This is a genomic window from Microbacterium maritypicum, assembly GCF_041529975.1.
Lineage (GTDB): Bacteria > Actinomycetota > Actinomycetes > Actinomycetales > Microbacteriaceae > Microbacterium.
This window is the reverse complement of sequence record NZ_CP168030.1, coordinates 1,576,337-1,597,772: the sequence shown is the minus strand read 5'-3', so window position 1 is coordinate 1,597,772 and position 21,436 is coordinate 1,576,337. Positions and strand designations below refer to the sequence as shown.

22 protein-coding genes and 1 tRNA gene are annotated in these 21,436 nt (G+C 68.7%); 7 read left to right on the top strand and 16 right to left on the bottom strand.

Going from position 1 to position 21,436, the window contains the following annotated elements:
* Window positions 1-56 precede the first annotated feature (56 nt).
* A complete protein-coding gene (locus ACCO44_RS07835) occupies window positions 57-1,061 on the top strand; it encodes a LacI family DNA-binding transcriptional regulator (RefSeq protein WP_372469166.1) in 1,005 nt (334 codons plus the stop codon).
* Window positions 1,062-1,141: 80 nt separating this feature from the next.
* On the opposite strand, the gene rplL is transcribed toward ACCO44_RS07835, so the two are convergent.
* The 3 genes from rplL to ACCO44_RS07820 all read right to left on the bottom strand — a co-directional run bounded on the left by rplL (window position 1,142) and on the right by ACCO44_RS07820 (window position 3,391).
* Complete coding sequence (gene rplL, locus ACCO44_RS07830) at window positions 1,142-1,525, bottom strand: 50S ribosomal protein L7/L12 (RefSeq protein ID WP_029261007.1); 384 nt, start codon at window positions 1,523-1,525, stop codon at window positions 1,142-1,144.
* A gap of 48 nt (window positions 1,526-1,573) precedes the next feature.
* Entirely contained in the window at window positions 1,574-2,062 is a 489-nt protein-coding gene (gene rplJ / locus ACCO44_RS07825; protein ID WP_029261006.1) for a 50S ribosomal protein L10, read from the bottom strand.
* A gap of 357 nt (window positions 2,063-2,419) precedes the next feature.
* Window positions 2,420-3,391: a hypothetical protein gene (locus ACCO44_RS07820; protein ID WP_372469164.1), complete on the bottom strand. Its 972-nt coding sequence runs from the start codon at window positions 3,389-3,391 to the stop codon at window positions 2,420-2,422.
* 286 nt (window positions 3,392-3,677) lie between these two features.
* On the opposite strand from ACCO44_RS07820, the gene ACCO44_RS07815 reads away from it, so the two are divergent.
* Complete coding sequence (locus tag ACCO44_RS07815) at window positions 3,678-4,361, top strand: YqaJ viral recombinase family protein (RefSeq protein ID WP_029261004.1); 684 nt, start codon at window positions 3,678-3,680, stop codon at window positions 4,359-4,361.
* A gap of 15 nt (window positions 4,362-4,376) precedes the next feature.
* Here the strand turns inward: ACCO44_RS07815 and ACCO44_RS07810 are convergent, their stop codons facing one another.
* The 5 genes from ACCO44_RS07810 to ACCO44_RS07790 all read right to left on the bottom strand — a co-directional run bounded on the left by ACCO44_RS07810 (window position 4,377) and on the right by ACCO44_RS07790 (window position 7,357).
* The gene (locus ACCO44_RS07810; protein WP_372469162.1) at window positions 4,377-4,919 is read right to left on the bottom strand and encodes a hypothetical protein; all 543 of its coding nucleotides are present in this window, start codon (window positions 4,917-4,919) and stop codon (window positions 4,377-4,379) included.
* On the bottom strand, window positions 4,916-5,557 hold the full coding sequence (locus ACCO44_RS07805; protein ID WP_372469161.1) for a hypothetical protein: 642 nt from the start codon (window positions 5,555-5,557) through the stop codon (window positions 4,916-4,918). The genes ACCO44_RS07810 and ACCO44_RS07805 overlap by 4 nt, the downstream gene beginning before the upstream one ends.
* Window positions 5,554-6,159 carry a signal peptidase I gene (locus ACCO44_RS07800; protein WP_372469160.1) on the bottom strand — a complete coding sequence of 202 codons (606 nt, stop codon included), beginning with the start codon at window positions 6,157-6,159 and terminating at the stop codon, window positions 5,554-5,556. The genes ACCO44_RS07805 and ACCO44_RS07800 overlap by 4 nt, the downstream gene beginning before the upstream one ends.
* Before the next feature lie 8 nt (window positions 6,160-6,167).
* Window positions 6,168-6,737: a SipW-dependent-type signal peptide-containing protein gene (locus ACCO44_RS07795; RefSeq protein WP_258134110.1), complete on the bottom strand. Its 570-nt coding sequence runs from the start codon at window positions 6,735-6,737 to the stop codon at window positions 6,168-6,170.
* Window positions 6,738-6,799: 62 nt separating this feature from the next.
* The gene (locus tag ACCO44_RS07790) at window positions 6,800-7,357 is read right to left on the bottom strand and encodes a SipW-dependent-type signal peptide-containing protein (RefSeq protein ID WP_262001297.1); all 558 of its coding nucleotides are present in this window, start codon (window positions 7,355-7,357) and stop codon (window positions 6,800-6,802) included.
* Window positions 7,358-7,630: 273 nt separating this feature from the next.
* Between ACCO44_RS07790 and ACCO44_RS07785 the strand changes: the two genes are divergently transcribed.
* Both ACCO44_RS07785 and ACCO44_RS07780 read left to right on the top strand, forming a co-directional pair.
* The gene (locus tag ACCO44_RS07785; protein ID WP_372469158.1) at window positions 7,631-9,367 is read left to right on the top strand and encodes a DHA2 family efflux MFS transporter permease subunit; all 1,737 of its coding nucleotides are present in this window, start codon (window positions 7,631-7,633) and stop codon (window positions 9,365-9,367) included.
* Entirely contained in the window at window positions 9,354-9,842 is a 489-nt protein-coding gene (locus tag ACCO44_RS07780; protein ID WP_372469157.1) for a MarR family winged helix-turn-helix transcriptional regulator, read from the top strand. The genes ACCO44_RS07785 and ACCO44_RS07780 overlap by 14 nt, the downstream gene beginning before the upstream one ends.
* On the opposite strand, the gene ACCO44_RS07775 is transcribed toward ACCO44_RS07780, so the two are convergent.
* Window positions 9,781-10,725: a LysR family transcriptional regulator ArgP gene (locus ACCO44_RS07775; protein WP_372469156.1), complete on the bottom strand. Its 945-nt coding sequence runs from the start codon at window positions 10,723-10,725 to the stop codon at window positions 9,781-9,783. The two genes, ACCO44_RS07780 and ACCO44_RS07775, sit on opposite strands and share 62 nt — an antisense overlap.
* A 70-nt stretch (window positions 10,726-10,795) precedes the next feature.
* On the opposite strand from ACCO44_RS07775, the gene ACCO44_RS07770 reads away from it, so the two are divergent.
* Window positions 10,796-11,458 carry a LysE/ArgO family amino acid transporter gene (locus ACCO44_RS07770; protein WP_372469155.1) on the top strand — a complete coding sequence of 221 codons (663 nt, stop codon included), beginning with the start codon at window positions 10,796-10,798 and terminating at the stop codon, window positions 11,456-11,458.
* A 4-nt stretch (window positions 11,459-11,462) separates the two neighbouring features.
* On the opposite strand, the gene ACCO44_RS07765 is transcribed toward ACCO44_RS07770, so the two are convergent.
* The 6 genes from ACCO44_RS07765 to ACCO44_RS07740 form a co-directional block, all read right to left on the bottom strand.
* Window positions 11,463-11,816 (bottom strand): iron chaperone, encoded by a 354-nt coding sequence (locus tag ACCO44_RS07765; protein ID WP_372469154.1) that lies wholly within the window; start codon window positions 11,814-11,816, stop codon window positions 11,463-11,465.
* Between the two features lie 83 nt (window positions 11,817-11,899).
* Window positions 11,900-12,589, bottom strand: a complete 690-nt coding sequence (gene rplA / locus ACCO44_RS07760) for a 50S ribosomal protein L1 (RefSeq protein ID WP_029260994.1) — start codon at window positions 12,587-12,589, stop codon at window positions 11,900-11,902.
* A gap of 11 nt (window positions 12,590-12,600) precedes the next feature.
* Window positions 12,601-13,032: a 50S ribosomal protein L11 gene (gene rplK, locus ACCO44_RS07755; protein WP_017829145.1), complete on the bottom strand. Its 432-nt coding sequence runs from the start codon at window positions 13,030-13,032 to the stop codon at window positions 12,601-12,603.
* A 277-nt stretch (window positions 13,033-13,309) separates the two neighbouring features.
* A complete protein-coding gene (nusG, locus tag ACCO44_RS07750; protein ID WP_105710394.1) occupies window positions 13,310-14,353 on the bottom strand; it encodes a transcription termination/antitermination protein NusG in 1,044 nt (347 codons plus the stop codon).
* A 42-nt stretch (window positions 14,354-14,395) separates the two neighbouring features.
* The gene (gene secE, locus ACCO44_RS07745) at window positions 14,396-14,668 is read right to left on the bottom strand and encodes a preprotein translocase subunit SecE (RefSeq protein ID WP_029260992.1); all 273 of its coding nucleotides are present in this window, start codon (window positions 14,666-14,668) and stop codon (window positions 14,396-14,398) included.
* Window positions 14,669-14,708: 40 nt separating this feature from the next.
* Window positions 14,709-14,781: transfer RNA gene (locus ACCO44_RS07740), tRNA-Trp, on the bottom strand.
* 195 nt (window positions 14,782-14,976) lie between these two features.
* Between ACCO44_RS07740 and ACCO44_RS07735 the strand changes: the two genes are divergently transcribed.
* On the top strand, window positions 14,977-16,800 hold the full coding sequence (locus ACCO44_RS07735) for an HSP90 family protein (RefSeq protein WP_372469153.1): 1,824 nt from the start codon (window positions 14,977-14,979) through the stop codon (window positions 16,798-16,800).
* A 23-nt stretch (window positions 16,801-16,823) separates the two neighbouring features.
* Window positions 16,824-19,622 (top strand): hypothetical protein, encoded by a 2,799-nt coding sequence (locus ACCO44_RS07730; protein ID WP_372469152.1) that lies wholly within the window; start codon window positions 16,824-16,826, stop codon window positions 19,620-19,622.
* Between the two features lie 8 nt (window positions 19,623-19,630).
* Here ACCO44_RS07730 and poxB read toward each other — a convergent pair whose 3' ends face one another.
* Complete coding sequence (poxB, locus tag ACCO44_RS07725; RefSeq protein WP_372469151.1) at window positions 19,631-21,355, bottom strand: ubiquinone-dependent pyruvate dehydrogenase; 1,725 nt, start codon at window positions 21,353-21,355, stop codon at window positions 19,631-19,633.
* Between the last annotated feature and the right edge of the window lie 81 nt (window positions 21,356-21,436).

The window sequence follows — 21,436 nt, the reverse complement described above, 5'->3', positions numbered from 1 at the left end:
GGCGCGGCGACCGCGCCGCCACCCACGCAACCGCGTGATCAGGTCGAGGAGGACCGATGAGCACGATCGCGGACGTCGCTGCGCGTGCCGGGGTGTCGAAGGCCACCGCGAGCCGTGCGCTGAGCGGGCGCGGTTATGTCTCGGAGGACACCCGTACCCGCGTCACGGATGCGGCGCGCGAGCTGTCGTATGTCGCGCACTCCTCCGCGACGAGCCTGGCCACCGGTCGCACGCAGACCGTCGGCGTCGTGATGCCGCCCGTGGACCGCTGGTTCTTCGCCGAACTGCTGGCGGGCATCCAGGACTCTCTGTTGACGCTCGACTACGACCTCGCGCTCTACGGCGTGCCCGAAGGTTCGCAGATGCGAGATCGGCTGTTCGAGAACGTGCTTCCCGGGCGACGATTCGACGGCATCATCGCCGTGGACATCCAGCCCAGCGCCCTCGAGCTCGAACGCCTGCAGCTCACCGGGCGTCCGCTGGTGAGCGTGGGTCCGTACAGCGAAGGATCCACTGCCGTCTCCATCGACGACGCCGCCGCAGCCCGCATCGCGACCGAGCATCTCATCGAACTCGGTCACACCGATATCGCCTTCGTCGGCGGCGCGTCCGACGGGAAAGCGCTGAGCCTCGGCGACGCCCGGCGACTCGACGGCTATCGCGGCGCACTCCGCGCCGCGGGACTCACCGAGCACGCGCGGGTCGCCGGTGCCGCTCCCACCATGCCGGGCGGCTACGCGGCGACGGCCGGTCTGCTCGGCGACCGTCGGAACCGCCCGACCGCGATCGTCGGAGTGTGCGACGAGGCGGCCATCGGCGCGATCATCGCCGCGCGTCGCCTGGGCATCGCGGTGCCTACCGAACTCAGCGTCGTCGGCATCGATGACCATCAGCACGCCGACATGTTCGCCCTGACCACGATCGGGCAATCGCCCCGCGAACAGGGACACGAGGCCGTGCGCCTCCTGATGCAGCGGATCGACAGGCCGGATGCTCCGCTCGAACATGTGGCGGCGGCATCCGCCCTCGTGGTGCGCAACTCCACCGCTCCGCCGCGCTGACCTGCGCGGAAAGCGCCGGAGACGCACGAAGGCCCCGGGCGAACCCGGGGCCTTCGATCAGAAACGCGTGAGCGTCGCGATTACTTGAGGGTAACCGTGGCGCCTGCCTCTTCGAGAGCAGCCTTGGCCTTCTCGGCGGTCTCCTTGTTGGCGCCCTCAAGGACAGCCTTCGGGGCACCGTCGACGACAGCCTTGGCCTCGCCGAGACCCAGCGAGGTGAGCTCGCGGACGGTCTTGATGACCTGGATCTTCTTGTCGCCAGCAGCCTCGAGGATGACGTCGAAGGAGTCCTTCTCTTCCTCAGCCTCAGCGGCGCCTGCGCCACCCGCAGCACCGGCAACGGCGACGGGAGCAGCAGCGGTGACCTCGAACTTCTCCTCGAACGCCTTGACGAAGTCGTTGAGCTCGACGAGGGTCAGGCCGGCGAACTGCTCGAGCAGCTCCTCAGTGGTGAGCTTAGCCATGATGTATCTCCTAGATAGATGGGGTTTGTAGACGAGATCGCAGGTCGCTTACGCGGCCTCTGCGGTCTCCAGCTTTTCGCGAAGAGCATCGATGGTGGCGGCAGCCTTGCCCATCGTCGCCTTCATCATGCCCGCAGCCTTCGCCAGCAGAACCTCACGGCTCTCGAGCGCGGCGTACTTGTTGACCTCGTCCGCGGTGAGGGCGTTGCCCTCGAAGATGCCGGACTTGATCACGAGAAGCGGGTTGGCCTTGGCGAAGTCACGCAGAGCCTTGGCGGTGGCGACGAAGTCACCGTGCACGAACGCGACAGCCGACGGACCCTTGAGGTCGTCGTCCAGCGCGGAGATGCCAGCCTTGTTGGCGGCGATCTTGGTCAGCGTGTTCTTCACCACGGCGTACTCAGCGTCCTGACGGATGCTGTTGCGCAGCTCCTTGAGCTGGGCAACCGTCAGACCGCGGTACTCGGTCAGCAGGACGGCGTTCGAGTTCTCGAATGACTTCGTGAGCTCGGCGACCGATGCATCCTTCTGCGCCATGGTCACTCCTTGGTGTGTACGAGGCGCCGCACGGTGGTGGGGCGCCGACCTGGACCACCTGCACAGAAAAAAGCTCCGGCGCAAGCGCACGGAGCTTTGAGAAGTTCGTGTCCTGCGCGGGCCCCTGCTGTGCAGAGCTTCGATCCTGCGTGATTGCGCACGCCTGATGACCAGCGGTCTTCGGTTGCCACAACTCTACCTCACCCGCTCCTCTCCCCCAAATCCCCCTCCCTCCCTCCCCTCCTCTCCTCTTCGCCGAGTGCACGGGTTGTTGACGAATGCACGGGTTGTTGCCGTGAATACGCGGTGCGCTCGGCGGCGGGCCGCACAGTCGGCGTCTCGATGGGGCGGCGAGGGTCAGGGAGGAGTGATGTGGAAGGTGGCGAGGCGCGCGGCGAGGGCGGCGGGCGACCCGATGTGCTCCGACCCCCATCGGGCGAAACGCCACTGCGTGCGACCCCGGATCCAGTCCTCGCGCTGCTTCTCCGCGAGCAGGACCTGCTCGAGCGTGCGCCCCGAGCGCAGAGCCTCGTCGAGGTATTTCGTCTTGCCGTCGAACTCTCCGAAACTGCGGACATCGGCGAGCCCGAAGTCGACGAAGTAGCGAGTGCCGCCGGGCCCGTCCACCGGCACCTGCAGGTCCGGGGCGGCGAAGCCGAGTCTGTGCAGATGCAACCGGCTCACACTCTCACCGGGAAGCTGCGCCCGCCCGTCGGCGAAGTCCGCGACCCACCGCGCCTGACGGATCCCCCGCGCTCCCCCGGCAGCGGTCAACCTGGCCGCAAGTTCACGACGCCAAGAGAGGACGGCATCCATGTCCCACTCCCACTGCCGCTCCGCCATCTGCCGCTCCGCAGCGTCCGCCAGTGCCACGGCCGCGGGCGGCGTCAATGCGCGGATGAGATCGAACACCGTACGCGACAAGGTGGTGCACCGGATGCCGCTGCGCACTGTGACGTCGGAGATCGGGAGCGGCGCGACATGACGGAACACGTCCGGCGCACTCGAGATCCTCCGCGGCGACGGAGTGGTCATATGGACACGGGCGAGGCGCATCGCGTACAGCGGCAGTCCCCACAGCACGGCCGCCGACGCATGGGACATGACCGCGGAACCGCTCGCATCTCGGGCCACAGCGATGACGTGCGCGTGGTGCCGCTGTTCCGGCAGCAGAGACTCCCGATCGGCGGTGTCCATGAACCACCCTCGCCGGATGCTGAACAGCACTCCGCTCTGCAGCGCGGCGGCGATCCTCCGATCCGTCCACCCGTTCAGAAAGAGATCTGCCCGCGATCGGACGAGCTGGGTGAGGACAGGCACAGTTGTCATCGGCATGCCTCATAGTTCCGCCGTCCCCCTTCCCGGCATCCCTCCTCCCCACCGTCTCCCCTCTTCTTGCTGCTCCCGGCTCGTTGTGCAGGACGAGTGCCACACCGCGAGTGCACCGGATGCTGCCGAGCGCACGGGCTACACGCGTGAACGGGCCGTGCGCTCGGCATCAAGCCGTGCACTCGGCGGAAGGGGAGGGCGGGCGGAAGGGGAGGGCGAGGGATGCGGGGGCGGGAGGGCGGCGTGTGTGCGAGGGAGGGTCGGCGGGCGGGGTTAGGGTCGAAGGGTGACCCCCGAACTCGCCGCCCGCATCGTCGCGGATTCTCGCGACCGCGTGGCGTGGATGCGCGCACGCTCCCGGGGGATCACCGCCACCGACGTCGCCGGACTCACCTCCGAGAAGTCGATCGCTCGCGCGGCGGACTCCAAGCTCGGCGGAGGCCCCCGCTTCGGCGGCAACGCCTACACCGATCACGGCCGGCGGCGGGAGCCCGAGATCGCGGCGTGGGTGGCAGCGACCCACGGCATCCTCCCGTCTTCCGCCCTGTTCCGCGCCGAGGTCGAGCACCGGCACCTGGCCACGCCCGACGGCATCGCGGTCGACGCCGAGGGGCGAGTGAAGCTCGCCGAGATCAAGACGACCAACAAGGCGTTCCGCGGCATCCCGCGCACCTACCTCCGCCAGATCTGGTGGCAGCAGCACGTCCTCGGCGCCGAGCGGACACTGTTCGTCTGGGAGGAGCACGTCGACTTCTCCCCGATCCACGACGAGCCGCGCTGTGTATGGATCGACCGCGACGACCGCGAGATCGCCAAGCTGGTCGGCCTCGCCACCGACCTCATCGACGAGCTCTACCGACGCACCACCGGCCGGCAGGTCCCGAGCCTCACTCCGGAGGATGCCGCAGCCAGCCGCCGCGAGCAGCTCCGCGAACGCGACGCGTTCCGTGCACTGGCACTGGCCGACTGACCTCTCGGCTTCGACCTAGTAGCTGGCTGCGGTGCCCATCGTGCACTGCGGGTTCGCGCCGAGCAGTCCCATGGTCGCGTTCGCCACGAGCCAGTCGGACTTCCACCCGCCCGGCCCGGTGAAGCGGATGCCGAAGGTCTTCGTCGCCCCCAGAAGCCCCGTGAGCAGGCCCCCGTCGATGACGGTGACGTAGGCAGCCGCGGATCCCGTCGTCTGGACGTTCCCGAGGAGATTGCTCAGGATCGGCTCGAGGAGGCCCTGATTGACGATCTGCCCGAACTCGGCTTTCGTCAGGTCGTACCCCGTCGCGGCGGCCGGCGCCCGCCAGGAGATGGTCACCTTCGGGTTGGCGCCCAGCAGTCCGCTACTCGCCACGCAGCCGGGAGATGCGGAGGCGATGGGTTCCGGGACGTTGATCGAGGCTCCGGTCGCGGTCGCCCGCTCGGCATCGGTCCACGCCGCCTCGGTCGACGGGACGGTCGGGGCGAGGCCGACCCCGATCAGCAGCGAGATCCCGAGCACGGCGCCCGCCGACCGCAGACGCTTCTCGGGACTCATCGGACACCGCCGGGTTCACGCGGCTCGACACCGATCGACACGGCACGACGACGAGCGACGAGCAGGACACCGACGACGACCAGCGCCGATGCACCGGCGAGCACCCACGGCGGCAGCGGCGTCGGGCCGGTCGCTGCCAGGCCTCCACCGGGACCGACGATCACGTCTTCACCGATGCCGCTGGCATGGAGGCGGAGGGTCGTCGAGCCCGCCGCCTCTTCGCCGAGCCCGATGGAAAGCCGGACGTGCGCGACGTCGGTGTCGGTGACCTCGCCGAGCCGCACCTCGCCGCCGTCGCGCGGCACCTGCCATGCCGAGCGCACGATCACGGCACCGCCGGGGCATGCGCTCCCCTCCCAGGCGCGCAGACAGATGGACACGTCGAGGACCAGCGGCGCTTCGCCGGTGGCGCTCAGGGCTATCGTCACGACCCCCGGATCCGGTGCCACAGCACTGACGGCGACATCCCATCGCACCTGCTGCCCGGGGAGCAGCGATCCGGCGGCTTCCCAGTCCGCCACCGAGACGAGCCGCAGGATGCGCCCCTGGATGATCTCCGTCGTCGGCGACGCCCACGCAGGGGCCGCCGAGCCGAGCAGCATGAAGAGCACGACGACTCCGACGCTCAGGCGTCTCATGGGCGCCGATCCCTCCGTCTGGCCCCCGCCGCGACCAGCGCCTCCGGAGCCGCTGGCTCCTCGACGTCGTCGGAGGATTCCTCCGGCGCCATGCGCTCCCTCCGCGGCCAGAACGCCCACACGACCAGCAGCGATGCACCGAGCGTGACCCCGCCGAGCACCCACGGACTGCCGAACCAGACGATGACATTCGCGAGGGCGGGCACCGAGCCACGGACGATGCGGACGTCGGACACGATGTACGGCGCCGGATCCTCGACGTCGTTCGCGTCACCCTTCATGGTGAGGGTGCGCATGTCGCCCGCATCCGCCGGCTCGACCCCGGTGACGCGGTGCGTGATCGGCAGGGCTGCATCCCGATCCACCGTCACGACGTCACCGACCGCGATGTCGGAAGCGGGTATCTTCTGCACGAGTGCGACGGATCCAGCAGGGATGGTCGGCGCCATCGACCCGGTCTTGAACATGATGAGCGAATAGCCACCGGTGAAGGCCATGATCACGAGCACGATGCAGATCACACCGCCGATGGCCGCCAGAGTGAGCAGCACCTCGCGCACTCCGCGTCCCACTGCGCGGGCGCCGCGTGCGATGGTGGCCATGTCGCCTCTCAGCTCGTGCTTCCGGTGAAGGTCCAGGTCGGTTTCACGGTGCCGCCCTGCGCCGTTCCGGTCGCATCTGAGGGCAGCTCGAGCACGATGCAATACGTGATCGTGTTGAGCGGGGTCACGGTGAGTGTCTGCGCGGGAAGCGCGGGAACCGCGGTCAGAGCGGCCGTCGCGGTCGCCGTCGTCGTGCAGTTGGCGGGTGCAGCGACCACGGCGATGTTGACCCTGATCGCGTTCTGCAGCGCGAGGTCTGCTCCGGTCGGCGCCGTGCCCGCGTTGTTCGTCACAGCGACGGCGGTGAGGTTGACCGTGCCACCCAGGGTGCCCGACGCCTGCACCTGCACATACGCCGCCTTCTTCACCCCGGGGTAGAGGCCCGTCGCGTCGAGAGGCACGGTGAGCACGGTCTCGGTGGGTCCGTGCGACGCGAATGCCCCCTGATCGGACCGTGACACGATCGAGAAGCTCCCGGCGCTGACCGTGCTCGTCGCAAGTTCCTGGTCGGTCCACGCCGCGATCGTCATCGTCGCGCCGACGCCGAGCACCAGCCCGCCGGCGAGCAGGGCCCGCACGCGCCGAAATGCACGCGAGGGCCGCGGGCGAACGGACGCGCGCAACGAGCGGCGGGTGGGCGCTACGGCTGCACCGAGGTCGCGTTCCACTGCCATGTGACGGTTCCCGTGTCGCCCTGCTCGATCCCGCCCGCACCGGAGGCGGCGGTGACCTGGATGCACAGGTTGACGTCCGTGCCCGGCGTCATCGTCGCAGGCACCGCGGTTCCCGCGGCGAACGCGGTCTCGTCGCAGCCGAAGGTCGTCCCCGTCGACACGACGTCGTAGGTCAGCTTGCCCGCGGTGACGAAGTCGCCTGCCCCGACGGGAGCGACGGCGTCGAGCGTGGCGTCGTAGGTGCCGCCGAGACGCAGGGCGTACGGCGCGTACACCACGTCGCCCGGGCTGAGGTTCGTCGGGTTGAGCTCGAAGGTCAGCGAAGCTGCCGCGTCGTCGGTCGCGTGCTCGCTGAACGTCGTTCCGTCGGTGGAGCCCGTGAACGTGAAGGATCCGGCGGTGAAGGTGCCGTTCGCGAACTCGGAGTCGTTCCACGCGGCGAGTGTGACGGCCACCCCCACTCCGAGGACGAGTCCGCCCGCCAGGACGGCGAGAACCTTGCGCTGCGTGTCTTTGGTAGCCATCGGAGTCCCCCTCAGGAATCAGGCGATCGCGTGAATGCCTGAGAACGACCGCCTCGCAGAGGCCCCGCATCCCCGCCGTGCCCTCATCCTCACTGACGCCTTCCCCCAGAACAAGGCGATTTCGCGCACGTCCGAGGCACATCGCGCGCACCGCATTTCCCGCCACAATGGTTGACGTAGATCAACGATTCCCATATAGTTGACGCAGTTCAACCATCTTGCGCGCGCCAGAGCTGTCGCAGCATCCGTCCTTCCGACCGCGAAAGGTCTCGCATGACCACGGACTCCCCCGTCAAGATGACGCATCGCCAGGTGCTCGAAGCCCTCACCGGGCTCCTCCTCGGCATGTTCGTCTCGATGATCGCCACCACGGTGGTCTCCACCTCGATGCCGGTCATCGTCCATGACCTCGGCGGCGACCAGGCCGCATACACCTGGGTCATCACCGCGACCCTCCTGACGACAGCGATCTCCACGCCGATCTGGGGCAAGCTCGCCGACCTCTTCAACCGCAAGCTCCTGATCCAGATCGCGATCGTCATCTTCGTCGGAGCGACTGCGGCGGCCGGATTCGCGCAGGACACCAACACCCTCATCGCCTTCCGCGCCATCCAGGGCATCGGCGGTGGCGGGCTCGCCGCCCTCAGCCAGGTCATCATGGCCGACATCATCAGCCCGCGCGAGCGCGGCCGGTACATGGGGCTGTTCGGCGCCGTGATGGCCGTCGCCACCGTCGGCGGCCCGCTCCTCGGCGGCTGGATCACCGACGTCGCGAACTGGCGCTGGAACTTCTTCGTCGCCCTCCCCTTCGCCGTGGCCGCGCTGATCATCCTGCAGAAGACGCTGCACATCAGCACCGAGCGCACCCGCAAGGTCTCAATCGACTACGTCGGCATCGTGCTGCTCTCGGCCGCGGTGTCGCTGATCCTCATCTGGATCACGAACGCCGGCTCGACGTTCGACTGGTGGAGCACCGAGACCGTGCTCATGGTCGGCGGCGCGATCGTCTCGGCCATCGCCTTCATCATCGTCGAGCTCAAGGTCCGCGAGCCACTCATCCCGCTCACGCTCTTCCGCGGTCGCACGTTCACCCTGTCGGTCCTGGCATCGATCTCGATCGGCGTCGCGATGTTCGGCACCTCGGTGTACCTCGCGCAGTACATGCAGCTCTCCCGTGGCGCCACGCCGACCGAGGCCGGCCTCATGACGCTGCCGATGATGGCGGGGCTCCTGATCTCGTCGATGGTCATCGGCCAGCTCGTGACCCGCTTCGGCAAGTGGAAGGGCTATCTGATCCTCGGCTCCGTGCTGCTGATCGCCGGTTCCGTCATGCTGTCGACGCTGCACTACGACACGAACTTCGTCCTCGTCTCGATCTACATGTTCGTGATGGGCGCCGGCGTCGGCATGACCATGCAGAACCTCGTCCTCATCGTGCAGAACGTCGCGAAGCCGAGCGAGATGGGTGTCGCGAGTTCGGGCGTGACGTTCTTCCGCAGCCTCGGCGGCACGGTCGGGGTCTCGGTCATGGGCGCCGTACTGGCGAACAGTCTCACCAGCCTGTTCAGCGACGGCAAGGAGCGTATCGGGGCGGCGATCGCCCAGCTCGGCGACAAGGGCGCCGATGTCGCCGCGCAGCTCTCCAGCGGAACGCTGCCCGAGGTCCGGCTGCTTCCGGAGCCGGTGCGTTCGATCATCGAGGACTTCTACGCGCAGGCCATCTCGCATGCGTTCCTGATCGGCATCCCGCTCGCGGTGATCAGCCTCATCGCGATCCTGTTCCTGCCGAACCGTCCGCTCACCACGATGACGACGAGCGAGCGGGCGCAGGCGGATGCGGCGAAGGCGGACTCGGCCGCAGACGACGATGCCACCCCGGTCGACGACGCGGCAGACGTCGCGATCGCCGATGCCACGGCGCTCTCCGGTGCACCGACCACCGGCACCGTCACCGTGGCCGGTCGCACACGCGACGCACACGACGATACGGCCGCCGATGCCGGACGTTGATCACCTCTCCGACACCCCCGAGGCGCGGGCCGCTGCAGTCCGCGCCCTCGAGGCGGAGTTCGGCGAACTGATCACGCACTTCCGTCGGGTGATCTCGGAGAACGCAAACCGCGTGAGTCCAGGCCTGCTGCCGGGCGCGTACAAGATCTTCACCACGATCGCCCGGTGCGAGACCGTCACGGTGTCGTCGCTGTCCGAGCGGATGCTGCTGGACAAGGGGCAGGTCAGTCGGATGGTGCGCGAGCTCGAGGAGCTCGATCTCGTCGAACGCTCGACCGATCCCGCCGACGGGCGCTCCTTCCTGCTGCAGCTCACGCACCTGGGGGAAGAGCGCCTCGCAGCCGCGCGGCTCCCTCAGGAAGGCCGGCTGCTCCGCACGCTCGAGGACTGGAGCCTCGCCGACATCGGGAGCCTCACCCGCCTGCTGCACGCCCTCGCTTCGGGCGCGAGCCCGGACGCGATCGCTTCGGAGTGAGGGACGTCTCCCCGAGCACCCGACGTGCCTCGGCGGCGATCTCGGCAGCGATGGTGTCGAGCAGCTCTGAGCGCAGGTTCCACTGCTGCCAGTAGAGCTGGACCCGAAGCGTCGGGCCGCCCAACGGGATCAGCCCGGAGGACTCCTGCAGGAGCGGGACCATCCCCCACCCGAGCCCGAGCCCGACGGCGAGCGCATAGTCATGGGACGCCGGAACGTAGTGCCGCGGCACCCCCGCCTCGCTGACGGACATCGCCCGGAGCCACTCGTGCTGCAGCGTATCCCGCCGGTCGAAGTCGACGAACGGTGCGGCCGTCAGGGCCTCCGCCGTCACTCCGTCGGCGAACCAGCGCGCTGCGAACCCCGGTTCCGCCATCGCCCGGTATTCGAGTACGCCGAGCGGCGACACCGAGCATCCGGCGACCGGCGCGGCCTCGCTCGTGACCGCGGCCATCACGGTACCGGATTCCAGGAGCCGGGCGGTGAAGTTCTGGTCGTCGCGGTGCAGATCGAAGTCGATGTCGTGGCCGGCCGCGAGCCGGGAGAGCGGCGCGAGGAACCACGTCGCCATCGAATCGGCGTTCACGGCGAGCGGGATGCTGATCCGCCGGCTCTCCGCGACCTCGTCGATCCCCACGCCGAGGAGCGCGTCGTGCTCGAGCAGAGCTATCTGGCGGGCTAGGCGGACGACGGCCTCCCCCGCCTCGGTCAACTGCGCGGGCTTCGTACGCACGACCAGGATCCGACCGAGTTGCTGCTCCAGCGTCTTCAGGCGCTGACTCACCGCCGACGGCGTGATCTGCAGTCGCCTGGAAGCGGCGTCGAGCGTGCCCTCGTCGACGATCGCGGCGAGCGTGGCGGCGAGTTCCGGGTCGATTCTCACATAAGCGATGCTAATGGTTCGGTAGGAATCTTCGCTTCTCTTCATGATGCGAGATTCCTAGGCTGGACCCATGCTCACCGTTCTCGCCGGCCTCGGACTCGGCCTCTCCCTCATCGTCGCCATCGGCGCGCAGAACGTCTTCGTGCTGCGCCAGGGAATCCGCCGCGAGCACGTGTGGGCTGTCGTGATCATCTGCGCCCTGTCGGATGCCGCACTGATCGCCGCGGGCGTCGCGGGGCTCGGATTCGTGCTGTCGGCCGCCCCCTGGCTCGTCATCGTGGCTCGTTGGGCGGGGGCGCTGTTCCTGCTGGGCTACGGCGTCCTGGCCGCGCGCCGCGCCTGGCGCGGCGGCGAAGAGCTGCGGGTGGACGGAGCGGATGCCGCCGACTCGGCCGCGGCGACGCCGGGCAGCGCGACGGCGACCCTCACCCGCACCCGGCTGGCGCCTGTCGTCCTGACCACGCTCGCGCTCACGTGGCTCAACCCGCATGTCTACCTCGACACCGTGCTGATGCTCGGCTCGATCGCGGCCACTCACGGCGAGGAACGCTGGCTGTTCGCGGGCGGCGCCATGGCCGCCAGCATCCTGTGGTTCACAGCGCTGGGGTTCGGTGCGCGCTATCTGGGACGCTGGCTGCGTACGCCGCGCTCCTGGCGCATCCTGGATGCGGTGATCGCCGTGATCATGATCGCCATCGCGATCAGTCTCGTGCTGCCGGTACTGGGCGGCTGACCGATCAGCCGTCGATCTGCGCCACCCGCGCCCGGACCAGCTGCTCGAGCACGTCATCGGGGATCGGATGCTCCGGCTGGAACCGGATGGTCCCCTTGTCGACGCTGACACCCGGATGACCCTCCAGCGCTCCCGCCACGGCCGCGACGGCACCCGGGCTGAACGGATAGATGCCGATGTGCTTCTTGGCGCGCATCACCGACAGCAGCGGCTTCCCGGCGTGGACGAGGGCCGGCATGCCGTAGCCCTTGCCCTGCTCGGCATCCGGAGCCTCCCGACGTGCGACCGCGTACACGCGGTCGATCGCGTCACGATCCGCAGGAACAAGTTCTTCGAGATAGTCGTCGACAGTGCCCATCACGGCATCCTGCCACCCCGGCCCCTCTCCGACAACGCAGAAACGCCCCCGGGAGAACCCGGGGGCGTTTCTGCGGAGCAGACTCAGATGGAGTTGACGTCCAGCGGGATGCCGGGGCCGAACGTGGTCGACACCGCACCCTTCTGGATGTAACGGCCCTTCGAGCTCGAGGGCTTGAGGCGGACGATCTCCTCGAGCGCTGCGCCGATGTTCTCGTCGAGCTGCTCTGCGGTGAAGGACGCCTTGCCGACGACGAAGTGCACGTTGGCGTGCTTGTCGACGCGGAACTCGATCTTTCCGCCCTTGATCTCCTCGACGGCCTTGGCCGGGTTCGGGGTCACGGTTCCGGTCTTCGGGTTCGGCATCAGACCACGCGGTCCGAGCACCTTTCCGAGACGACCGACCTGGCCCATGAGCTCCGGGGTGGAGACTGCGGCGTCGAAGTTGGTCCAGCCATCGGCGACCTTCTGGATGAGCTCGGCGCCGCCGACCTCATCCGCACCTGCGGCGATCGCTGCCTCAGCCGCGGGGCCGGTGGCGAAGACGATGACGCGGGCGGTCTTACCGGTGCCGTGGGGCAGGATGACGGTGCCGCGCACCATCTGGTCTGCCTTGCGGGGGTCGACCGCGAGCTTCAGCGCGACCTCGACGGTCGAGTCGAACTTCGACGAGCCGGTCTCCTTCGCGAGGGCGACTGCCTCGGTCGGGGTGTAGAAACGGTCTGCCTCGATCTTCTCGGCGGCAGCCTTGTAAGCCTTGGACTTGGTAGCCATGATTATTCTCCTCAGCCCTCGACCGTGATGCCCATGGAACGGGCGGTGCCGGCGATGATCGAGATCGCGGCCTCGATGTCGTTCGCGTTCAGGTCGGCCTGCTTGGTCTCAGCGATCTGGCGGACCTGGTCCTTGGTGATCTTCGCGACCTTGACGGTGTGCGGGGTCGCGGAGCCCTTGGGGACGCCTGCGGCCTTCTTGATGAGCTCCGCCGCCGGCGGGGTCTTCAGGACGAAGGTGAAGCTGCGGTCCTCGTAGACGGTGATCTCGACGGGGATGACGTTGCCGCGCTGCGACTCGGTCGCGGCGTTGTACGCCTTGCAGAACTCCATGATGTTGACGCCATGCTGACCGAGCGCAGGGCCGATCGGCGGCGCCGGGTTGGCTGCACCGGCGTTGATCTGAAGCTTGATCAGGCCGGTCACCTTCTTCTTCGGTGCCATTCTCTTTCCTTTCATCGAATCGGATGCCGGAGCATCCGCTTCTCCCACAGATCCGGCGTTTCCGGATCGTGGTCGTCTCTGCGCACGCCGAAGCGGCACACAAACCACACAAGTCTACCTGATCGTGCCGCACAGCACGAACGCCGCACCACCCCGCGCTGAGGAGCCAAGACACGCCGCAACCGCCCGACGTACTGCGGCGTGTTCTGGCCCCTCGCAAGGAGAGAGCGAACGCAAGAACGGCCGCCCCGAAAGGGACGGCCGCTCTCAGGATGTGTCAGACCATCTTGGTGACCTGGTCGAACGACAGCTCGACCGGGGTCTCACGCTCGAAGAGCGAGACGAGGACCGTGAGCTTGCCGCTCTCGGGCTTGATCTCGCTGATCGAACCGGGAAGACCCGCGAACGAGCCCTCCTTGATCGTGATGGTCTCGCCGACCTCGAAGTCGACCTCGGCCGGCAGCGGACGAGCGACGGCGACGCCGCCCTTCGACGCGATGTTCTTGGCCGTGGGGACGTCCTTGACCTCGACGAGCGACTTCAGCATGTTGAAGGCCTCTTCGAAGCGCAGCGGCGTCGGGTTGTGGGCGTTGCCCACGAAACCGGTGACACCCGGGGTGTGACGCACGACCGACCAGGTGTCTTCCGTGAGCTCCATGCGCACCAGCACGTAGCCGGGGATGCGCACGCGGGTGACCATCTTGCGCTGGCCGTTCTTGATCTCGACCACGTCTTCCATCGGGACCTCGATCTGGTAGATCTCGTCCTCGACCTCGAGCGTCGACTTGCGCTGCTCGATGTTCGCCTTCACCTTGCGCTCGAAGCCGGCGTAGGAGTGGATGACATACCACTTGCCCGGGAGCATGCGGAGGTCCATGCGGAAGGCCTCGTACGGGTCTTCCTCGGCGTCCTCGTCAACTTCATCGGCGGAGGAGTCCTCGTCGCCCTGCACGTCGTCCGCACCGAGCTCGGGGCCGTCGTACGGGGTGACCTCGTCGGCCGCAGCCGCGTCGAGGTCGGCGGCCTCTTCGGCCACAGATTCGTTGAGGACCTCAGCGGCAGCCTCAGACTCAGCCGCTTCGTCCAGGTTCAGAGCGTCGTTCACGATCGCGTCCGCCTCCGGGTCGTCGATGTCGATGTCGATGTCAGCCGTGTCATCCTCTTCGCCGTCCTCGTCTTCGACGTGAACCGCGATGTGCTCGGCCGGGGTGGCCGAGAGCTCTTCCTCAGCGAGGACGTTGCCCTCCTGGGCTTCGTCTTCCTCGCTGGACTGCTCTGCGGCGGTCGCCCAGTCGGCGTCGTCGGAATATCGTTCAGACACGTTGTTTCTTCTCCATAGCTGCGGCGCGAGCCGCGGGGGTCATCAGCCAGGGATTCCGAACACCCAGTGCGTCAAGAACGCGAACAGCGTGTCCAAGCCGTAGACGATGCCCATGACGATCAGAACGAAGACGAGCACCACCAGGGTGAACTTGAACAGCTCCTTGCGAGTCGGGGTGACGACCTTGCGGAGCTCGGCGATGACCTGGCGGATGAACAGGGCGATACCCCCGAAGAACCGTGAGAAGGGGTTGCCCTTCTTCTCGCGGGTGGCGCCGGCCGCGACGACCTCGCCGCGCGGTTCGTCCTGATCCATCCTGAATGTACCTTTCGTGTGTCAGCGTTGCGCTGACGCGCAGGGCGGACAGGAATCGAACCTGCAACCTGCGGTTTTGGAGACCGCTGCTCTGCCAATTGAGCTACCGCCCTAGAGACCGGGAGGTCTCGGGGTTCTCTCTCCACTCTGCCACCGTGACTGTGATCGGGAGACCCCAGGCATGGCGAAAGAATGCAGAGAACAACTGCCCCACAAGCATACGGCATCGATCCGGTGGCGCCGAACCGGGATCGCGAAGGCGTGTTCTTGTTAGGCTCAGCGAGCGTATGCAGGAGGAGGGAGCGCCGGTGAGCGCTGAGGTGCAGCAGTTCCAGGTGGATCTGCGCGGAGTGGTCGATCTGCTCAGCAGACACATCTACTCCAGTCCACGGGTGTACCTGCGGGAACTCCTGCAGAACGCCCGCGACGCGATCACTGCACGCCGCGAGGTCGACGGCGGCGGCGGACGCATCCGGATCACCCCGCTGACCGCGGAGAACGGCGAGTTCGTCCTGCGCGACGACGGCGTGGGCCTGACGGTCACCGAGGTGGCCGATCTGCTGGCCACCGTCGGGCGCAGCTCCAAGCGCGACATCTTCGACCTCCCGCGCAGCGACTACCTCGGTCAGTTCGGCATCGGTCTGCTCAGCTGCTTCATGGTCGCCGACACCATCGTCATCCGCTCCCGCAGCGCCCGGGGCGGCGCCTCGGTCGAGTGGACGGGAAGCGCCGACGGAACGTTCCAGGTGGCGGAGATCGACGAGGAGCTCCCCATCGGCACCAGCGTGCACCTCGTGCCGCGCTTCGACGCCGACGATCTGCTGCGTCCCGCCGCCGTGCACGAGCTCGCGACGACGTTCGGCGAGTTCCTGCCCGTGCGGGTCACGATCGACACCGCCGGCGGCGACATCGACATCACCAGGGACGCGCCGTTCCTCGACGCCGCCCAGGACCCGGAGTCCGCCGTGCAGTACGGGCGCGACCTCCTCGGAGCGAGTCCGCTCGACGTGATCGAGCTGAGCGAGCCCGCCACCGGCACCCGCGGCCTCGCCTACGTGCTGCCCTACGCTCCGCCGCCGGGCGCACGTCAGGCGACGCGCATGTATCTGGGACGGATGCTGCTCTCCGAGCGCGTCGACGACGTCCTCCCCGAATGGGCGTTCTTCGTCCGCGCCGTGGTCGACTCCACCGGGCTCGCCCCCACCGCGAGCAGGGAGTCGCTCGTCGACGACGCGGCGCTCGAGCGGGTCCGCGCGCAGCTCGGCGCCGGCATCCGCCGTTGGGTCCTGGAGCTGGGGCTGAGCGAGCCGCATCGCCTCGCTCAGTTCGTCGCCGTGCACGAGGTCGGACTCAAGTCCCTCGTACGCCACGACGAGGAGCTGGCACACTTCATCTCCCGCTGGCTGACGGTCGAGACCACGCACGGCACGGTGCGGATCGGCGACCTCGTCGAGCGATACCCGCACATCCGCTATGCGCAGACCGTCGACGAGTTCCGTCAGGTGGCCGGCATCTCCCCCGCCGGAGAGGTGCTCGTCAACGGTGGATACCTGTACGACGCCGACCTGATCCGGATGCTGCCCGACCTGTACCCGCACGTCACCGTCGAGCAGGTCGACGTCACCGGAGAGCTCGACCGCCTCGATCCGCCCCCGCTCGACGACCGCGACGCCGCCGTGGCGCTGGAGACGCGCGCGGGCGCCGTGCTCGCCGCATCCGACTGCTCCGTGGTCGTGCGCTCGATCGACCGCGCCGATCTCGCCGGGCTCTACGTCGCCGACCCGGAGGTGCTGCGCGCGATCGACCGCGGCCGCACCAAGGGCGTCACCGGCGCACTGTGGGGCGGCGTGCTGGACCGCATCGACAAGACCCTGTCCGCGGCCCGCGACGACGACGTCCGCGCCCGCCTGTGCCTGAACTGGTCGAACCGGGTGGTCCGCGCCCTGGTGCGCGTGCAGGACGACGCCGTCTTCGCCCGCACCGTGCAGCTCCTGTACATCCAGGCGCTGCTCGCCGGACACCATCCGCTCGCCGACGCCGACCGTGCGCTGATGACCAGCGCGCTCGCCGACCTCGTCTCCCTCTCAGCCGGCATCGAAGGGGACCAGATCCCCTTCGGCGACGTCCGCTGACACATCCCACCGAAGGGTTCCCCATGGCACGTCCGAAGAAGCGCTTCCAGCAGCTGATCGAGGAGATCGACCGCACCCCGTGGGGGCCCGCCGAGCAGGCCCTGGTCTCGGAGGCGGTGGCGCTGGCCGTGGAGATCGGCGACGAGCGACTCGAGTACGAGGCGCGGATGCGGCAGACGGCCTCGGCGAACATGGGCGGCGCGACCGATGTGATGCTGAACTCGTTCGCCTGGTGCCTCGCACACCACGAGGCCGACCCGCAGCGGTTCCCCGCCGACCTCGACAACGGCGGCGCCGACCTGATGTGGCAGTTCAAGTGGATGGCGGCGTCTCTGCGCTCCTCGCCGGCGTTCTCCCAGGACCAGATCGCCGCCGTCCTCGACGACATGGAGAAGCACTACCGCGCCGGCGGCCTCGGCCTGAGCGGTGTGCTCACCGCCCGTTTCGAGGACGCCTGGGATGCCGGACGCATCGACGAAGCCGAGACGCTGCGGGTGCAGCTGGAAGCCACACCGCGCGACGACCACAGCCACTGCGACGCCTGCGGTCGGAGCCAGATCGCGGGCTTCTTCGCGGACACCGACCGCGACGCGGAGGCCATCGTCCTGGTGGAAGAGATGATCGAGGGCGGCTTCTCGTGCGGAGAGGAGCCTGAGCACGCCCTCTCCCGCGTGCTCCTCCCCTACCTCCGCGCCGGGCGCTTCGACGAGGCGAAGACCGCGCACCTGCGCAGTTACCGATTGGCCAAGGACAACCCCGACAACCTGCGCATCGTCGCCAACAACATCGTCTTCGCGGCGCTCACCGGGAACGAGGCCCGTGCGCTCGCACTTGTCGAGAAGCACATCGCCTGGCTCGCCCACGATGGGCTGAACGTCGACGCGCACTTCGCCGCCCTCGCCGCCCTCGCCGTCGCGCTCGACCGCGTCACGGCTGCCGGCTACGGCGACACCCCGGTACGCGGAGCGGATTCGCCGGCGCTCGTGCCGTTCTTCGGCGAGCATGAGGGCCGCTGGAGCGCCGCCGAACTCGCGGCGTCCGCCTGGACGGCCGCAGACCGCATCGCCACCGCGTTCGACGAGCGCGACGGCACCGACGGCCACGCACGCAGCCTGGGGCGCATGCGTGCGCTCTCCGACGAGCAGTACGACGTGCCGATCCGCTCGGACGCGTTCGTGGCCCCTGCCCCCTCGACAGCTCCGGTGGACGCCGACGGGTGGTTCGAGCGCGCCATGCAGCTCGCCCAGTTCGGTGCGGAGCACGAGACCCTCGACGCCCTCCCCCGCGCCCTCGAGGTCGAGGACCCGTACAAGCGCGCCCAGCTGCTCTCCATGCGCCTCGGGATCCTCATCGCCTTCGAACGCGCCGACGAGGCCCTGGAGCTGCTTCCCCAGCGCATCGCCGCACTCCGCGCCGCCGGGCGCGATGAGCAGGCCGCGCTGGAGGAACATCTGGGCCTTGCGACCTTCGGGATCGACACGCCGGAGGCGACGGCCGACCTCGAGGACGCGATCGCCGATGCCGCGTCGCTGCCCGCCTGGTCGCGCGGCGACCTGGCCCTCAGCCGCGCCGCACTTCACCTGCAGGCCGGGGAGGCGGACGCCGCGCTGGACCTCGCCGAGCTCGCCGCGCGCTCCTTCGCGGAGGCGGATGACACGCGGCTCGCGAACACGACGACTCTGGTGGCGATCTCGGCCGTGCTGCGCAAGGGCGACATGGAGGCGGCGACCGCATTGCTCGACCGTTTCCTCTCTCAGGAAGACCTCAGCACCGGGCATCGCGCGCAGGCCCTGCAGACCAGGGCTCGCGTGCGCGGCGGCGGCAACAGCTATGCCGAGGGCGCTGCCGACGCCGACGAGGTATGCCGGCTGCTCGCAGAACTGGGCGCGACCCGCGCTCTCGGCGATGCGCACCTGCTCGCCGGGGCGCTCTGGGAAGACGCGGACGAACCGGAGAAGGCCGTCTCCCGTTACCGTCTCGCCGCGCACATCGCGAGCGAAGGCGACGGCGACTCGACCGGCGTGGACTTCCGACTCGCCAGGGTCATGCTGCGCGCCGGCGACGCCGAAGAGGCCGCAGAGCTGTTCGGTGACGTCCTGCAGCGCGAGGAGGAAGCAGACGTGGCCGCCGGCTCGCGCGCGATGACCGCCTCGATGCTGGCACGGTCACTGAGCGCGGCCGGTGAGTTCGGCCAGGCCGTCGGTGCTCACAGCTACGCCTCCGAGCTCTTCGGACAGGCAGAGGAACACGCCGACCAGGCGATGTCCATGACCGAGCAGGCCAAGATCCTCGCCCGCTTCGACGAGCACGACGACGCGATCGAACTGCTCGAGTCCGCCGCCGAGACCGTGCGGCGCGCACCCGAGGCCGTGGGCGCGCTGAGCGAAGTGCTGCACAGCCTCGGCCAGGCGTACGGCGGACGCGGCGACGAACGTGCGTTCGCGCTCTTCGACGAGGTCGCCGCCCTCGCACAGCAGCACGAGGCGGAGTGGCTCCTCGCCGACGTCACCGATTCCCGCGGACGTGCGTTGGCCGAGCTCGGCCGGATCGACGAAGCGGTCGCCGCCGCCCTCACCGCAGCCGACGGGTTCGCCGCGCTCGGCGACCTCGGCTCGGCCGGCGGCTCCGAGCTCTTCGCCGCCCGCGTGCTGGCAGGGAACGACCGCGCAGCCGATGCCGTACCCCTCTACCGCAGCACCATCGACCACGCCGCCGACCACCCTCCGCTGCTCCAGGTCGCAGCCCTCGAGCTCGGCAACGTGCTCGAGTCGCTCGGGCGGCACGGTGAGGCGGCCGAGGTGCGGGCCCTCGTGCAGAGCTGACCTGCGGGTCAGAAGAGCTGGCGCCAGTTGGCCTTCGCGAGGTCGAGGAGCTCGTCGCCGCGGCCGGACATCACCGTGCGGATCGCATAGAGCGCGAACCCCTTGACCTGCGCGGCCTCGATCGCCGGCGGCATGGAGAGTTCCTGCCGCTCGGTGACGACGTCGAGCAGGGCGGGCCCGTCGTGTGCGAGCACCTCGCGCACGGCATCCGGGAGGTCTTCGCTGCGTTCCACCCGACGCGCGAAGATGCCCATGGCTTCGGCGATCGCCGCGAAGCTCGGGTTCTCCAGGCCGGTCCCGTAAGTGACGAAGCCCGCGGCCTTCATCTCGAGCTCGACGAAGTTCAGCGAGGAGTTGTTGACCACGATCGTCTTCACCGGCAGCTTGTTCTGCGTGAGCGTGAGGAGCTCGCCGAGCATCATCGCGAGCCCGCCGTCGCCGGCCAGCGCGACCACCTGACGGTCGGGATGCGCGGCCTGCGCGCCGATGCCGTGCATCAGGGCGTTCGCCATCGAGCCGTGTGTGAAGGAGCCGATCAGGCGACGCTGCTCCGTCATCGAGAGGTAGCGCGCCGCCCACACGGTCGGTGATCCCACGTCGGCGGTGAAGATCGCGTCGTCGGCAGCATGCTCGTCCAGGAGTCGGGCCAGGTACTGGGGGTGGATGGGGCGCTTTCCCTTGGCGGGGACGGCGAGCTCGTCGAGCTTCTTCCTCGTCTTGCGGTAGTGCGCGATCGCGTCATCGAGATGGCCGCGGTCGTCTTTCTTCGCCACTCGCGGCAGCAGCGCGTCGGCCGTCGCACGCACGTCGCCGACCAGCCCCAGATCGAGCGGATGCCGTTTGCCGAGCTGCGCGCCGCGGATGTCGACCTGGATGGTCTTGGCGTGGTCCGGGTAGAACTGCTCGTACGGGAAGTCGCTGCCCAGCACCAGCAGGGCGTCGGCGGCCTCCATGGCGCGGAAGCCGGAGGCGAAGCCCAGCAGGCCCGTCATCCCGACATCGAAGGGGTTGTCGTACTCGATGAACTCCTTGCCGCGGAGCGCGTGCACGATGGGAGCGCCCAACTTGTCGGCGAGGGCGATGACCTCGTCGTGCGCACCCTCGACACCGGCACCGGCGAGGATCGTCACGTTCTTCGCGGCGTTCAGCAGAGTGGCTGCCCTCTCGAGCTCGGCCCCGCTGGGGACCACCACGGGCCGCGCGCGCTCGATCACGACGGCGCGGTCGTCGGCGATGTCGGCGAGGGCGACGTCGCCCGGGATCACGAGCACCGCGACTCCCCGCTCCTCGATCGCGGCGCGCATGGCGATCTCGAGCAGTCTCGGCATCTGCTTCGGGTCGGCGACGTACTCGACGTAGACGCTGCACTCGCGGAAGAGCTCCTGCGGATGCGTCTCCTGGAAGTACCCGGTGCCGATCTCGGTGGTGGGGATGTGCGCGGCGATCGCGAGCACGGGCACGCGCGAGCGGTTGGCGTCGTAGAGGCCGTTGATGAGGTGCAGGTTGCCCGGACCACACGAGCCGGCGACGACCGCGAGCTCTCCCGTGGTGGCGGCATCCGCGGCGGCCGCGAAGGCGGCGGATTCTTCGTGCCGCACGTGCACCCAGCGAATCGTGCCGTCTTTGCGCAGCGCGTCCGTGAAGCCGTTCAGCGAGTCCCCGGGGATGCCGTAGACACGGTCGATCCCGTTGGCATGCAGAGTCTTGACGATGTTCTCAGCGACGTTGGCCATGCTTCGACCCTACGCCCGAGCAGCGACGGCGGCTCGGGCGTTGACAGGACGACGCACCACCTCTCCGAGGTCGCACGAAAG

Coding starts and splice junctions, on each gene's coding strand:
- rplJ (WP_029261006.1), bottom strand. CDS start 2,062: ATGGCGCAGAAGGATGCATCGGTCGCCGAGCTCACGAAGTCATTCGAG.
- ACCO44_RS07770 (WP_372469155.1), top strand. CDS start 10,796: ATGCTCACCGTTCTCGCCGGCCTCGGACTCGGCCTCTCCCTCATCGTC.
- secE (WP_029260992.1), bottom strand. CDS start 14,668: ATGGATCAGGACGAACCGCGCGGCGAGGTCGTCGCGGCCGGCGCCACC.
- ACCO44_RS07780 (WP_372469157.1), top strand. CDS start 9,354: ATGCCGGACGTTGATCACCTCTCCGACACCCCCGAGGCGCGGGCCGCT.
- rplL (WP_029261007.1), bottom strand. CDS start 1,525: ATGGCTAAGCTCACCACTGAGGAGCTGCTCGAGCAGTTCGCCGGCCTG.
- ACCO44_RS07820 (WP_372469164.1), bottom strand. CDS start 3,391: ATGACAACTGTGCCTGTCCTCACCCAGCTCGTCCGATCGCGGGCAGAT.
- ACCO44_RS07805 (WP_372469161.1), bottom strand. CDS start 5,557: ATGAGACGCCTGAGCGTCGGAGTCGTCGTGCTCTTCATGCTGCTCGGC.
- ACCO44_RS07810 (WP_372469162.1), bottom strand. CDS start 4,919: ATGAGTCCCGAGAAGCGTCTGCGGTCGGCGGGCGCCGTGCTCGGGATC.
- ACCO44_RS07785 (WP_372469158.1), top strand. CDS start 7,631: ATGACCACGGACTCCCCCGTCAAGATGACGCATCGCCAGGTGCTCGAA.
- rplK (WP_017829145.1), bottom strand. CDS start 13,032: ATGGCACCGAAGAAGAAGGTGACCGGCCTGATCAAGCTTCAGATCAAC.
- ACCO44_RS07835 (WP_372469166.1), top strand. CDS start 57: ATGAGCACGATCGCGGACGTCGCTGCGCGTGCCGGGGTGTCGAAGGCC.
- ACCO44_RS07765 (WP_372469154.1), bottom strand. CDS start 11,816: ATGGGCACTGTCGACGACTATCTCGAAGAACTTGTTCCTGCGGATCGT.
- ACCO44_RS07790 (WP_262001297.1), bottom strand. CDS start 7,357: ATGGCTACCAAAGACACGCAGCGCAAGGTTCTCGCCGTCCTGGCGGGC.
- rplA (WP_029260994.1), bottom strand. CDS start 12,589: ATGGCTACCAAGTCCAAGGCTTACAAGGCTGCCGCCGAGAAGATCGAG.
- ACCO44_RS07800 (WP_372469160.1), bottom strand. CDS start 6,159: ATGGCCACCATCGCACGCGGCGCCCGCGCAGTGGGACGCGGAGTGCGC.
- ACCO44_RS07730 (WP_372469152.1), top strand. CDS start 16,824: ATGGCACGTCCGAAGAAGCGCTTCCAGCAGCTGATCGAGGAGATCGAC.
- poxB (WP_372469151.1), bottom strand. CDS start 21,355: ATGGCCAACGTCGCTGAGAACATCGTCAAGACTCTGCATGCCAACGGG.